12 protein-coding genes are annotated in these 12,423 nt (G+C 73.5%); 8 read left to right on the plus strand and 4 right to left on the minus strand.

Features of this window, described 5'->3' with window-relative positions; genetic code table 11:
* On the minus strand, positions 1-506 hold a 506-nt coding region (locus tag E1258_RS23650; protein ID WP_132405007.1), incomplete at its 3' end, for a TetR/AcrR family transcriptional regulator.
* A gap of 476 nt (positions 507-982) precedes the next feature.
* On the opposite strand from E1258_RS23650, the gene E1258_RS23655 reads away from it, so the two are divergent.
* Positions 983-1,651 carry a Tat pathway signal sequence domain protein gene (locus tag E1258_RS23655; protein ID WP_132404991.1) on the plus strand — a complete coding sequence of 223 codons (669 nt, stop codon included), beginning with the start codon at positions 983-985 and terminating at the stop codon, positions 1,649-1,651.
* A gap of 123 nt (positions 1,652-1,774) precedes the next feature.
* Here the strand turns inward: E1258_RS23655 and E1258_RS23660 are convergent, their stop codons facing one another.
* Positions 1,775-2,755, minus strand: a complete 981-nt coding sequence (locus tag E1258_RS23660) for a hypothetical protein (RefSeq protein WP_243715644.1) — start codon at positions 2,753-2,755, stop codon at positions 1,775-1,777.
* Between the two features lie 211 nt (positions 2,756-2,966).
* On the opposite strand from E1258_RS23660, the gene E1258_RS23665 reads away from it, so the two are divergent.
* Together E1258_RS23665 and E1258_RS23670 are read left to right on the plus strand one after the other, a co-directional pair.
* Positions 2,967-4,271: an aspartate aminotransferase family protein gene (locus E1258_RS23665; RefSeq protein ID WP_132404993.1), complete on the plus strand. Its 1,305-nt coding sequence runs from the start codon at positions 2,967-2,969 to the stop codon at positions 4,269-4,271.
* Between the two features lie 17 nt (positions 4,272-4,288).
* Positions 4,289-5,779: a CoA-acylating methylmalonate-semialdehyde dehydrogenase gene (locus tag E1258_RS23670; RefSeq protein WP_132405011.1), complete on the plus strand. Its 1,491-nt coding sequence runs from the start codon at positions 4,289-4,291 to the stop codon at positions 5,777-5,779.
* Here the strand turns inward: E1258_RS23670 and E1258_RS23675 are convergent.
* Both E1258_RS23675 and E1258_RS23680 read right to left on the minus strand, forming a co-directional pair.
* The gene (locus E1258_RS23675; protein ID WP_132404995.1) at positions 5,715-7,169 is read right to left on the minus strand and encodes an acyltransferase; all 1,455 of its coding nucleotides are present in this window, start codon (positions 7,167-7,169) and stop codon (positions 5,715-5,717) included. The genes E1258_RS23670 and E1258_RS23675 overlap by 65 nt on opposite strands.
* Positions 7,170-7,259: 90 nt before the next feature.
* Complete coding sequence (locus E1258_RS23680; protein ID WP_132404997.1) at positions 7,260-8,249, minus strand: N-acetylglucosamine kinase; 990 nt, start codon at positions 8,247-8,249, stop codon at positions 7,260-7,262.
* A 198-nt stretch (positions 8,250-8,447) separates the two neighbouring features.
* On the opposite strand from E1258_RS23680, the gene E1258_RS23685 reads away from it, so the two are divergent.
* The 5 genes from E1258_RS23685 to E1258_RS23705 all read left to right on the plus strand — a co-directional run.
* On the plus strand, positions 8,448-9,404 hold the full coding sequence (locus tag E1258_RS23685; protein WP_132404999.1) for a MurR/RpiR family transcriptional regulator: 957 nt from the start codon (positions 8,448-8,450) through the stop codon (positions 9,402-9,404).
* Positions 9,401-9,553, plus strand: a complete 153-nt coding sequence (locus E1258_RS23690) for a hypothetical protein (RefSeq protein WP_207919685.1) — start codon at positions 9,401-9,403, stop codon at positions 9,551-9,553. Before E1258_RS23685 ends, E1258_RS23690 begins: the two co-directional genes overlap by 4 nt.
* Positions 9,554-9,578: 25 nt before the next feature.
* Positions 9,579-10,991, plus strand: a complete 1,413-nt coding sequence (gene ngcE / locus E1258_RS23695; RefSeq protein WP_132405001.1) for an N-acetylglucosamine/diacetylchitobiose ABC transporter substrate-binding protein — start codon at positions 9,579-9,581, stop codon at positions 10,989-10,991.
* 41 nt (positions 10,992-11,032) lie between these two features.
* Positions 11,033-11,974, plus strand: a complete 942-nt coding sequence (locus E1258_RS23700; RefSeq protein WP_132405003.1) for a carbohydrate ABC transporter permease — start codon at positions 11,033-11,035, stop codon at positions 11,972-11,974.
* Positions 11,975-11,987: 13 nt separating this feature from the next.
* Positions 11,988-12,423: carbohydrate ABC transporter permease (locus E1258_RS23705; RefSeq protein WP_132405005.1), on the plus strand; the 436-nt coding region annotated here is incomplete at its 3' end.

Raw genomic sequence — 12,423 nt, forward strand, 5'->3', positions numbered from 1 at the left:
GGGTGGAAGAAGCGGTGGAACCGCGACAGCAGCAGGTCCCGTTCGTCGCGGGCGGCCGGGCCGGCCGCGTCGATCTCCACGAGCGCCATCCGGGCGAACGCGGGCACGCTCGCCAGCACCTCCAGCAGTGTCCGCAGGGCGGCCCGGGCGGCGTCGGTCCAGTCCGGACCGGCGTCGGCGTAGGCGTCGTCCATCAGGCGCAGCAGGACGGCCGTGCCGTGTCGGTAGGTGGCCAGGAGGGCGTCCTCCTTGCCGGCGAAGAGGGCGTAGAAGGCGGGGCGGGTCACCCCCGCCGCGCGGCAGATGTCGGTGACCCGGGCGTTGTCGTAGCCCTTGGCTGCCACCTCGTGGACGAGCCCGTCGAAGAGCCGGTCGCGCTGGGTCGCCGCGACCACCTCGGCCGACAGGCGGCGTGGCCCGCGTTTGATCGCCCGCTCGGGATCGCGCCCGGGTCGGGCCCCTGGTAGGGGAGTGGCCCCGGCCTCCGGGTGGGGTGCCAGCGACATCGACATCGACCTCCATGTATCAACGATTGACTTTGCGACCCTCCGGGGTTTATAACTTCACCACGTTGGGTTTCCATCGTGTCGCTGATGGTCATCTTCGCCGGATGGTCGCACCGAGCAGCGCCGAAGGAGGGCTCGATGGTCGTCATTATCGCCGACCGCCGGCGCGCTCCCAAGGCCGGAAAGGTGCGGGTGACGCGGCCACGCCGCAGTGCCCCAGCCGGCACCGGCCGCTGACCGGCCGGACACCAGGGTCGACCCGCCGGGTCACCGGTCACCGACCCGCAACCCGCCCCGCCGTCGCCCTGGCGGGGTCCGCCTCCGTCGCCGACCGTCTCCCGGCGGCGGGCCCATGGTCACGGTCTCCCGCCGTGGCCGCCCCTTCGCGGCCGCCCGGCCGCGCCCGGTCCGCCGGGCGCGGTGACCCGCCGGTCCGGCCGCCGCCGTCGCACCACCACCCGTCGAAAGGACCCACCATGCCCAGGTACGGACGCGCCGCCGTCGGCCTCGCCGCCGTCGCGCTGCTCGGTTCCCTCGTGGCGGCGGCCCCCGCCTCCGCCGATCCGGCCGCCCTCGCCAACACGGTGCTCACCACCGGCAGCGCGGGCGGGACCGCCGTCGCCGTCTCCGACACCCTCCAGGCCAGCCTCCGGACCGGGACCACCGCCAACTTCTACTCGTCGGCCACCGGCACGACCGGCGTCAAGTGCGCCGCGTCCACCTTCACGGCCATGGCGTTGACCAACCCGGCCGCGCCGGGCACCGCCACCGAGAGCCTCACCGGGCAGACCTTCACCAGCTGCACCAGCAACGTGGCCGGCACCCTCGGCGTGAACAGCGTGACGGTCGACGTCCTGCCGTACTCGGTCTCCGTGACCAGTGCCGGCGCGGTCACCCTCACCGGGCCGATCCAGAGCACCGTCTCGCTGCGCACCCTGATCGGCAACGTCACCTGCGTCTACAAGGCCAACGGCAACGTCGTGCGGGGAACGGCGTCCAACGCCACCACCTCGATCACCTTCGTCAACCAGCCGTTCACCAAGTCCGCCGGCCCGGGCACCTGCTTCTCCTCCGCGTACTTCAGCGCGACGTACGCCCCGGTCCGGGACATCACCCAGGGCGGCGCGACCGTCTACGTGAACTGACCTGCGACGGCCCGGGTCGGCGCCCGATCTCCCCGTCGGGCGCCGACCCGGGCCGCCACCCGGCCTGGGGGCCCGCCGCTCAGCTCACTGGGCGGCGGTTTCTGCCGGCGGCGGCGCGGTGGCTCACCCGGCGGCGACGGCGGCGTACAGCGCGCGCATCGACCGGATCGCCGAGCGGATCTCCTGGAGGTAGCGCCCGGGCGTCAGGGCCGGCTCGGGCAGCCACGTCAGGTCGGGCAGGGCCGGGTCGACGCCGACGGTCTCGATCCCACACCCGTACGGCACGGCGAGCGTGCGCAGCGCGTCGCAGTGCTGGAACGGCACGTAGATCGGCGCGGTGACCATCAGCACCGGGTCGCCGACGCGCAGCCGGACGCGCTCGGCCCAGAACCGCTGGGTGTCGGCCGTGTGCGCGCGCCGCCGCCCGGGCTCGCTGGACGGGGCGGCGAGCACCCGCACCGGGGGCAGCCCCGCCGGCCGCCAGGTGCGCGAGGACCAGGACCGGTGCGGGTCCCCGGCGTCCACGCCGTCCTCCTCGGCCGGTTCGGCCAATCCGAACGTCAGCCGGACCGCCGCGTCGAGGGCGTCCACCTCGGTGTCGCCGCCCGCCACGCCCGCGCCAGCCAGCGCCCGCCGCTCCGCCCCCGACAGCGGCCGGAAGCTGCCCAGCACGGCCACCTCGCCGGCCACCGCCCTGCCCGAGTCCAGCAGGCGCGCGGCGTACGCGACCCGGCGCAGGCAGGCGTGCGCGAGCCCGCCGAGGACGACCAGGTGCGCGTACGCCGGGCGGGCCGGCGGGACCGGTTGGACCAGGCCGAGCGCGGACGCCGCGGCGAGCACCAGCCCCGCCGTGCGGGGGTCGAACGCGGGCTCGGCGGCCTCGGGGCGTTCCCGGCCGCCCCGGAAGTCCCAGTGCCGGGCGGAGAAGTCGTCCAGCCAGGCCAGCGCAGCGGCCAGGTCGTCCGGCGGCCGGTCGCCGCCGAACCGCGCGACCAGGTCCCGCAGCGGCGGCGAGGTGACCCAGGACCGCACGCCGTCGACGATCCGCGCCGGGGTGCTGCCCGCCTCGCCGCCCGGCAGCGCCACGTCCCGGATGATCCGCACGCCCCGGATCGTACCGTGCGGATCGAGTCGCCTCCGGGGTCCACAGCCAGGGGAAACGCGCGTCGGACGCGCCGGAGGCCCCGGAAACCGCAGCGGACCGGTTGACGTGCTGTCAGCCGAGAACCACCGCTGCGCTACACAGTGGCAGTTGTCCCCGCCGCCTGCGGGTGGGACCGTGCGGTGACCGCCGACGCGTTGGAGGGTGCGACGAATGACCGACGACCTGCTGGCCCGGCACCGGGCAGTGCTGCCGTCCTGGATGCCGCTCTACTACGCCGAGCCGATCGAGCTGGTCTCCGGCTCCGGCCGCCGGGTCACCGACGCGCGGGGCCGCACCTACCTGGACTTCTTCGGCGGCGTGCTGACCAACATGATCGGCTACGACATCCCGGAGATCCGCGAGGCGGTGCAGCGGCAGCTCGCCACGGGCCTCGTGCACACCTCGACGCTCTACCTGATCCGCCAGCAGGTCGAGCTGGCCGAGAAGATCGTGCGGCACTCCGGCATCCCCGACGCCCGGGTCTTCTTCACCAACTCCGGCACCGAGGCCAACGAGGCCGCCCTGCTGGCCGCCACGAACCACCGCCGCTCGCACCAGATCCTCGCCGTGCGCAACAGCTACCACGGGCGCACGTACGCGGCGATGGGCGTCACCGGCAACCGAAGCTGGTCGGCCAGCGCCCTCAACCCGCTCCAGGTGGCCTGGCTGCACTCCGGCGAGCGGCTGCGCGGCCTGCTGTCCCGCCTCGATGCCGCCGACCGGGTCGACGCGGCGGTGGAGGACCTGCGCGAGGTCCTCGCCACCCAGACCGCCGGCGACGTCGCCTGCCTGATCGCCGAGCCGATCCAGGGCGTCGGCGGTTTCGTGCACGGACCCGACGGCCTCCTCGCCGCCTGGCGGAAGGTGCTCGACGAGCACGGAATCCTGTTGATCTCCGACGAGGTGCAGACCGGCTGGGGGCGCACCGGCGAGCACTTCTGGGGGTACCAGGCGCACGGCGTCACCCCGGACCTGCTCACCTTCGCCAAGGGCATCGGCAACGGCTTCGCCCTGGCCGGGGTGGTCGGCCGGGCCGAGATCATGGAGTCGGTGCCGGCGATCAGCTTCTCCACCTTCGGCGGCAACCCAATCGCCACCGCCGCCGGCAACGCCGTCCTGGACTACCTGATCGACCACGACCTCCAGGCCAACGCGGCCCGCGTCGGCGCGATCCTCGCCGACGGGCTACGGGCCGCCGTGGGCGGCCTCGACCCCGTCGCCGAGGTACGCGGCAAGGGGCTGATGCTCGGCGTCGAGTTCGTCCACCCGGGCACCGTCGAGCCCGACCCGGCCCTGACCACCCGGGTCTTCGAGGCGTGCCGGGCCGGCGGCCTGCTGGTCGGCAAGGGCGGCCTGTACGGCAACGTGCTGCGGATGGGCCCGCCGCTGACCCTCACCGAGGACGAGGCCCGCGAGGGGCTGGCCATCCTGGTCGACGCCATCGGCTCCTGCGTCGGTGGCGAGGTGGCGGCCTGATGTCCGAGTCGAGCGCCGTGAACCCGATCGGGCACTTCGTCGACGGCAAGCGGGTCGACGGCACGTCCGGGCGGCGCGGGGACGTGTTCGACCCGGCCACCGGCCGGCGTACCGGACAGGTGGCGCTGGCGAACGCCGCGGACGTGGCGGTCGCGGTCGAGGCCGCCGGGCGCGCCGCGCGGGTCTGGCGCGACGCCTCCCTGGCGAAGCGGACGGCCGTGCTGTTCGCCTTCCGCGAGCTGGTCTTCGCCCGCCGGGACCGGCTCGCCGAGGTGATCACCGCGGAACACGGCAAGGTGCTCGCCGACGCCGCTGGCGAGGTGCAGCGCGGCCTGGAGGTCATTGAGTACGCCTGCGGCATCTCCTCGGCGCTGCGCGGCGGGTTCAGCGAGAACGTCTCAGGCGAGGTCGACTCGTACAGCCTGCGCCAGCCGCTCGGGGTGGTCGCGGTGATCTCTCCGTTCAACTTCCCGGTGATGGTGCCGCTGTGGTTCGTCCCGGTCGCGGTGGCCTGCGGCAATGCGGTGGTGCTCAAGCCCAGCGAGAAGGACCCGAGCGCGGCGCTGCTGCTGGCCGAGTGGTTCGCCGAGGCCGGCCTGCCCGACGGGGTGCTCAACGTGGTCAACGGCGACGCCGAGGCGGTCGACGCGTTGCTCGACCACCCCGGGGTGAAGGCGGTGTCGTTCGTCGGCTCCACCCCGGTCGCCCGGCACGTGCACCGGCGCGGCACCGCCGCCGGCAAGCGGGTGCAGGCTCTCGGCGGGGCGAAGAACCACATGGTGGTGCTCCCCGACGCCGACCTCGACCTGGCCGCCGACGCGGCGGTCAACGCCGGCTTCGGCTCGGCGGGGGAGCGGTGCATGGCGATCTCGGCACTGGTCGCGGTGGAGCCGGTCGCCGATGCCCTGGTCGCCCGGATCGCCGAGCGGATGGCCCGGTTGCGCACCGGCGACGGCCGGCGCGGCTGCGACATGGGTCCCCTGGTGACCGCCGCGCACGCCGAGCGGGTACGCGGGTACGTCGAGGCCGGGGTGGCCGCCGGGGCCGTCCCCGTGGTCGACGGGCGCGACGTCGCACCGGACGGTGAGCCGGACGGCTTCTGGTTCGGCCCGACCCTGTTCGATCGGGTCACCCCGGACATGTCGATCTACACCGACGAGATCTTCGGGCCGGTGCTCGGCGTGCTGCGGGTCGGCTCGTACGACGAGGCGGTGGACCTGGTCAACGCCAACCCGTACGGCAACGGCACGGCGATCTTCACCAACGACGGGGGCGCGGCCCGGCGCTACCAGCACGAGGTGGAGGTCGGCATGGTCGGCATCAACGTGCCGATCCCGGTGCCGATGGCGTACTACTCGTTCGGTGGCTGGAAGGCGTCCCTCTTCGGTGACCTGCACGCCCACGGCGCCGACGGGGTCGCGTTCTTCACCCGGGGCAAGGTGGTCACCAGTCGGTGGCCCGACCCCCGCCACCGCGGGGTCGATCTCGGCTTCCCCACCCAGACCTGAGCACCCGCAGCAGCCCCGCCCCGGCCAGGTACGCCACCAGCGTCGGGGCGGGCAGCCCCAGCGGTTCGGGCGCGGCCTTCGGGGTGACGGTGTTGACCAGCAGCCCCGCGACCACGGCGGCGTACCCGGCGACCACCAGCGTGGTCCGGGCCCGGCGGCGACCGCCGTCCCCGGCCCGGCGGCGTGCCTCCTCCCCGGCGCGCCGCCGCCGGCCGGACCGCGCCTCGACCGGGCCGAAGACGGCGACGAGCCCGGCCAGCACCACGGCGAGCAGCAGCAGCCAGGGCACCCGCCAGGCCAGCCACCCGGCGGTGGCCACCGCCGGGGTGGGCAGCAGGTCGACCGCGTCCAGCAGGCCGACCAGCAGCAGGGCGGCCGTGAGATGCCAGAGGAAGAGGGTCAGCACCACCGAGTTCACCGCGATGACCACCTGCCACGGCCCGGGCCGGCGCAGCCACCGCTCGGCGCGGTCGCGCAGCAGCAGGACGAGCCCGAGCTGGGCGGTGGCCAGGGCGAGCAGTGCCAGGCTCGGTGGGCTGGCATTGTCCAGCCGCTGGCCGGGCACGTGCAGCATGGCCACCGGGTACGGCCCCACGCCGGTGAGCAGCAGCAGCGCGCCGAGCCCGCCGGCCAGCAGCGCGACCGCCGCCGGACGGGACGTCGGCAGCGGGTGCCGGGGGCCGTTCGGGCTCGCTGCGGGCCGCCCGCCCGGCGGGGCGTTTTGGGCACCGGCGGCGGCGTGGGCGTCGTACCAGGCGAAGCCGAGCTGGTGCACGGCGAGCCAGCCGGCCAGGTAGCTGCCCCAGGCGAGGACTCCGGGCCCGGTCAGCCGCCCCAGGTCGCCGAGGGCGACCAGGCCCGCCAGGGCCACCGGCACGGCGAGCCCGAAGCGGCGGTGCAGCGCGTGCGCCGGTGGGGTGAGGACGACGACGGCCAGGTAGGGCACGAGGAACCACAGCGGGATGGTGGCGAACCAGACCACCGTGCGGATCCGGGCCTCCCCGGCGCCCCACAGGTACGCCCCGCCCGCGCCGGCCGCCAGTACCAGCAGCATGACGGTGGTCGGCGGCACCAGCCGGGCGCTGCGGTCGAGCAGCCAGCCGGTGGCGTCGCCGCCCCGGGCCCGGCTCGCCGTCAGTGAGGCGGCATTGGCGAACCCGCCGACGAGGAAGAACACCGGCAGCACCTGGGCCACCCAGGTCAGCGGGTACGCCCACGGCAGGTCGCCGAGCGCGGAGTGGCCGGTGGGCCGGCCGGCGGCGTCCCGGCTGATGACGGTGACGCCCCAGTGCCCGGCGACGACCATGCCGATGGCGACCGCCCGCAGCAGGTCGACGTAGCGCTCCCGCCGGGCCGGCGTACGCTCGGCGAGTTGCCGCAGGCGGCGCATGGGATCAGGCTATGCCAGGCCGGGGCTTCCGGCGGGGCATCGGGCGACGAACGCCCCGACGCGGTGCGGCGGGTCGCCTGCGAAGCGCCGTCAGGAGGTCGCCGGCACCAGCAGCGGGTGCAGGGCGGCCGGATCGGTGACCTCGGGCAGGTCGCGGGCGGCGAGCCAGGCCGCGGCGGCGGCCCCGTCGCCGGCCGCGCGCAGCGGCGCGCCCGGCCACCGGCGGGTCAGCTCCGCTCGGACGGCGGCGGCCAGCGGGGTGTCGCCGGTGAGCAGGCCACCGCCGAGGACCACGGGGTCCACCGCGCTGGCCGGCCGGATCCGCGCGACGCTGGCGGCCAGGTGACCGGCGGCTTCCCCGATCAGTCCCGCCGCGACCGGCTCCGCCTCGACGGCGGCGGCCACCACCAGCGGCGCGAGCCGGGACAGCTCGACCGGCGGCCGGCGGGTGACGACCTGGACCACCGCGTCCACGGTGTCCCGGGGCCGGTCGGCGACCCGGTCGACGCCGAGCAGCGCGGCGAGCACCCGGCGGCCCAGCGGCCCCGGGTCGTGCCCCACGTCCAGGCCGGCCAGGAGCCGGCGGACCGCCTCCCGGCCCAGCCAGAACCCCGAGCCGGCGTCGCCGAGCAGCCAGCCGTGGCCGTCGGCGACCCGGTCCAGCCGCAGGTCGCGGACCTGCGCGGCGATCGCGCCGGTGCCGGCGATCAGCACCGTGCCGTGGGCGCTGGGCGTGCCGGAGGCGTACGCCACGAGGGCGTCGCCGTGCACCGCGTACGGGCAGCGCAGGCCGGCGTCGCGCCACGCCCCGTCGAATGCCGCCCGCCCCGCAGGGTCGGCGAGCAGCCGTCCCGCCCCGGCGAGCCCGATCGTGCCGGCCCGCACCCGGGCCGGGTCCACGTCGGACAGCGCGGCGCGCAGGGCGGCCAGGAGTTCCCCGGCGGCCCGTTCGGCCCCGTGGCTGGTCGGGTTGCCCCCGCCGGCCCGGCCGGTGCCGAGGCGTTCCCCGGCCAGCGTCACGGCGAGCGCCCGGGTGGACGTGCCCCCGACGTCGAGGCCGACCACGATGGTGTCGCACATCCGGTGGGTCCTCCCGGGTTGGCGGTGTGAGCGAATCAATGCTGGTGGGCCCCGCCGAGGGGAGCAAGATCCCCGGCCGGGTCGGCGGCCGTACGCCAGGTAACAGTTTGAAAACTTCGACCACGGTCTTGACACGGAGGGCCCTTCAGTAAGAACTTTTACCACTAACAGTTAACATTCTTTTCCGAAAGGCGTCGCGTGGTGGATCACGAGGTCGACACCCCCCGGGGGGCCGCCGTGGTCGACGCCGACCCGGCCGACCGGCGGGGCGCGCTGCCCACCGACGGCGTGCTCGCCCGGGTCCGGGCCGGCGCGGGGAAGCTGACCGGCGCGCTGCGCCGCGTCGCCGAGCATGTGCTCAGCGAGCCGGAGGCCGCCGCGCGGGCGACCATCGTCGAGCTGGCCGAGCGCAGCGGCACCTCCCCGGCCACCATCACCCGGTTCTGCCGGGCGATGGGCTTCGAGGGGTACGCCGACCTGCGCCTCGGCATCGCCGCCGAGACCGGCCGGGCCCGCTCCGCCGGCTGGACCGTCGACATCGGCCGGGAGATCCAGCCCGGCGACCCCCTGGAACGGGTGCTCGGCCAGATCATGGCCGCCGACACGCGGGCCATGCACGACACCGCCACGCTGCTCGACCTCGCCGAGGTGGAACGGGCGGCGGTGGCCATCGCCGGGGCCGGCCGGGTCAACATCTTCGGCGCCTCCGGCAGCGCCCTCGTCGGCGAGGAGATGCAGTTCAGCCTGCACCGCATCGGGGTGGCCGCGTGGGCCTGGAGCGACGTGCACGAGGGGCTGGCCAGCGCCGCGCTGCTCGGCCCCGGTGACGTGGCGCTGGGCATCTCGCACACCGGGCAGACCCGGGAAACCATCGAGATGCTCGCCGAGGCCGGCAGCCGGGGCGCCACCACGGTCGCCCTCACCGGCTTCCCCCGCTCACCGCTGGCGGAACTGGCCGACCTCGTGCTGCTCACCGCCAGCCAGGCGACGACCTTCCGCCCCGATGCGCTGTCCGCCCGGCACCCGCAGCTCGTCGTGCTCGACCTGCTCTACATCGCCGTCGCGCAGCGCACCCACGACCGTGCCCACGCGGCCTTCCGGCGCACCGCCAAGGCAGTCGACGGGCACAAGGCCACGAAGGGGGCCACCGCATGATCAGGTTGGTGACCCCGGAGGTCGTACGACGGTTCCACCAGGCCGGGGAGGTACCCCCTATCTACCTCTCCGCCAACGTCCCCGGTGCGGACGAGCACCACCTCGCCCTCGAGTCGCGGTACGCCGGACGTCTCCGGCGTACCGCCTGACTCGACACATCAAGGAGAGACATCGATGTCGGTTACCCCCGAGCACCCGGCCGATCTGAGCCGCCGGACCCTGCTGCGTCGCGCCGCCGCGGCGGGCCTGCTCGTCACCCCCGCCGTGGGCCTGCTCAGCGCCTGCGCCGGCAGTGAGCCGAGCCGGTCCGACGACACCGGCGCGGCCAAGAGCAAGGACAACCCGTTCGGCGTGCAGGACGGCGGCGCCGTCAAGGTCGTGATCTTCAACGGCGGCCTCGGCGACCAGTGGGCCAAGGAGGACAAGGCCGTCTTCAACGCCAAGCACGCGGGCGTGACGGTCAACATGAGCTCCACCCAGAAGATCAAGACCGAAGAGCAGCCGAAGATGGCGACGCAGCCGAGCGACCTCGTCATGAACTCGGGCGCCGACATGATGGACATCAGCACCCTGGTCAACGAGGGCGCGATCGAGCCCCTGGACGACCTGCTCACCGCCCCGGCCTGGGACAGCGAGGGCCCCGTCGCCGACTCGCTGCTGCCCGGCACGGTGGAGGACGGCACCTTCCAGGGCAAGTTCTACGTCGTCAACGTGGCCTTCACCGTCTGGGGCAACTGGTACGACGGCGCGCTGTTCGCCAAGGAGGGCTGGCAGCCGCCGACGACGTTCGACGAGTTCTTCGCCCTCGCGCCGAAGATCAAGGCCAAGGGCGTCGCCCCGTACGTGCACGACGCCGTGCACGGCTACTACCCGCGCTGGGCGCTGATGGCGACGATCTGGAAGTCCGCCGGCAGGCAGGCGGTCGTCGACATCGACAACCTGAAGGAGAACGCCTGGAGGGCCGACGGGGTGCTGCCCGCCCTCCAGGCGTGGGAGAAGCTGGTCAAGGACAAGCTGCTGCTGCCGGGCAACCTCAACCACACCCAGTCCCAGCAGGCATGGCTCGACGGCAAGGCGGCGTTCATCCAGGTCGGCACCTGGCTGAAGAACGAGATGGCGGCGACGATCCCGCCGGGCTTCGAGATGAAGCTGTCGGACTACTGGGGCCTGGGGGCCACGGACAAGGCGCCCAAGGACGTCTTCGCCGGCGCCGGCGAGGGCCTCGTGGTGCCGAGCAAGGCCCCGAACAAGGCGGCGGCGAAGGAGTTCCTGCGGGCCGTGCTGTCGAAGTCCGGGTCCGCCAAGTTCGCCGAGCTGACCAAGTCGCTCGCCTCCACGAAGGGCTCCGGCGATCGCGTGCAGGACACGGCACTGGCCAGCGCCAACGAGTTGATGCGCAACGCGCCGAAGGACCTGATCAAGACCAAGCTCTTCGACTTCTACGCCGACCTGGACAAGGAGAGCCAGAACCTCGCCGAGGAGCTGATGGCCGGCCGGCTCACCGCGCAGCAGTTCGTCGACAAGATGCAGGCGGCGGCCGACAAGGTGGCCAAGGACTCGTCGATCAAGAAGCAGACCCGCGCCTGACCCGGTGGCGGCCCACTGATCCGTTCGAGAGAGTGAGTGGAATGCGGCACGGTGTCGCGCGCTTCGTCACGGGCTTCCTGGCCATCCCCGTCGCGCTGTACCTCTTCTACGTGGTGTGGCCCTTCGCCCAGGCGGCCGGGTACTCGCTGACCAACTGGGGTGGCTACTCCGACAAGCAGGAGTTCGTCGGGCTGGACAACTACGTCCGGCTGTTCTCCGACGAGCTGATCAGGAAGGCGTTCTGGCACAACGTGTTCTTCCTGGTGACCGTGCCGCTGTTCACGATCGCGCTGGCCCTGCTCCTCGCGTTCCTGCTCAACGTGGGCGGACGCGAGGACAGGGCCGGCATCCGGGGGGTCTTCGGCTCCGGGCTCTACAAGGTCGTCTTCTTCTTTCCGCAGGTCCTGTCGCTCGTGGTGATCGCCGTGATGTGGCAGCAGATCTACCGCTCGGACAGCCAGGGACTGATCAACGGCCTGCTGATGAAGATCGGTCTGGTCGACGCGGACGACCCGATCGCGTTCACCGCCGACCCCGAGCCGTTCCTCGGCGTGCCCGCCGTGCTGTGGTGGCTGCTGCTCATCGCGGTGTGGAGCGGGGCCGGCTTCTACATGGTGCTCTTCTCGGCGGCGATGCAGTCGATCCCCAAGGACATCTACGAGGCGGCCATCCTCGACGGGGCCGGCCGGTTCGACACCTTCTTCCGGATCACCCTGCCGCTGCTGCGGGACACCATCTCCGTGGCCTGGGTCTACCTGGGCTTCATCGCGCTGGACATGTACGCCCTGGTCTTCGTCATGACCCCGAGCCAGGGCGGGCCGAACCACGCCAGCGAGATCTTCGCGTCGGTGCTCAACTTCACCGCGTTCCAGAAGGGGCAGTTCGGCTACGCCTGCGCGATGGGCGTGGCGCTGGCCGTCTTCACGATCCTGCTGGCCGCCCTCCAGCTCCGGATCACCCGCCGTGAGCGGATCGAGTACTGAGGAGACCCCGACGATGAGCACGGTGACCCGACCGTCCGGTGAGCTCGCCCGCCCCGGGCGTCCGGCCCTCCGCCCCGCGCCGCGCCGGGGCCTCGTGAGCCGCGGCCGTGAGCTGAGCGGACGCGTCTTCAACGGCTTCTCCCACCTGTTCCTGGTGGTCTGGGCCGTGATGGTGGTCTACCCGCTGCTGTGGGTGGTGATGTCGGCGTTCAAGGACGACTCGGAGGTCATCCGCGAACCGCTGTCGCTGATCCCCGACGAACTGCACTGGGACAACTTCACCCGGGCCTGGGGGGAGGGGCACCTCGGCGCGTTCTTCCTCAACACGCTGCTGGTGCTGGTCGGCAGCGTCTTCCTGACCATGCTGCTCGGCTCGATGGCCGCGTACGTGCTGGCCCGCTACGAGTTCCCCGGCAACCGGCTGATCTACTACATGTTCCTGTCCGGCC

Source organism: Micromonospora sp. KC207 (genome assembly GCF_004348615.1).
Taxonomy (GTDB): domain Bacteria; phylum Actinomycetota; class Actinomycetes; order Mycobacteriales; family Micromonosporaceae; genus Micromonospora.

Excerpts from the sequence above, each read along its gene's own strand:
- E1258_RS23690 (WP_207919685.1), top strand. The coding sequence starts at position 9,401 with ATGATCAGGTTGGTGACCCCGGAGGTCGTACGACGGTTCCACCAGGCC.
- E1258_RS23665 (WP_132404993.1), top strand. The coding sequence starts at position 2,967 with ATGACCGACGACCTGCTGGCCCGGCACCGGGCAGTGCTGCCGTCCTGG.
- E1258_RS23675 (WP_132404995.1), bottom strand. The coding sequence starts at position 7,169 with ATGCGCCGCCTGCGGCAACTCGCCGAGCGTACGCCGGCCCGGCGGGAG.
- E1258_RS23680 (WP_132404997.1), bottom strand. The coding sequence starts at position 8,249 with ATGTGCGACACCATCGTGGTCGGCCTCGACGTCGGGGGCACGTCCACC.
- E1258_RS23655 (WP_132404991.1), top strand. The coding sequence starts at position 983 with ATGCCCAGGTACGGACGCGCCGCCGTCGGCCTCGCCGCCGTCGCGCTG.
- E1258_RS23700 (WP_132405003.1), top strand. The coding sequence starts at position 11,033 with ATGCGGCACGGTGTCGCGCGCTTCGTCACGGGCTTCCTGGCCATCCCC.
- ngcE (WP_132405001.1), top strand. The coding sequence starts at position 9,579 with ATGTCGGTTACCCCCGAGCACCCGGCCGATCTGAGCCGCCGGACCCTG.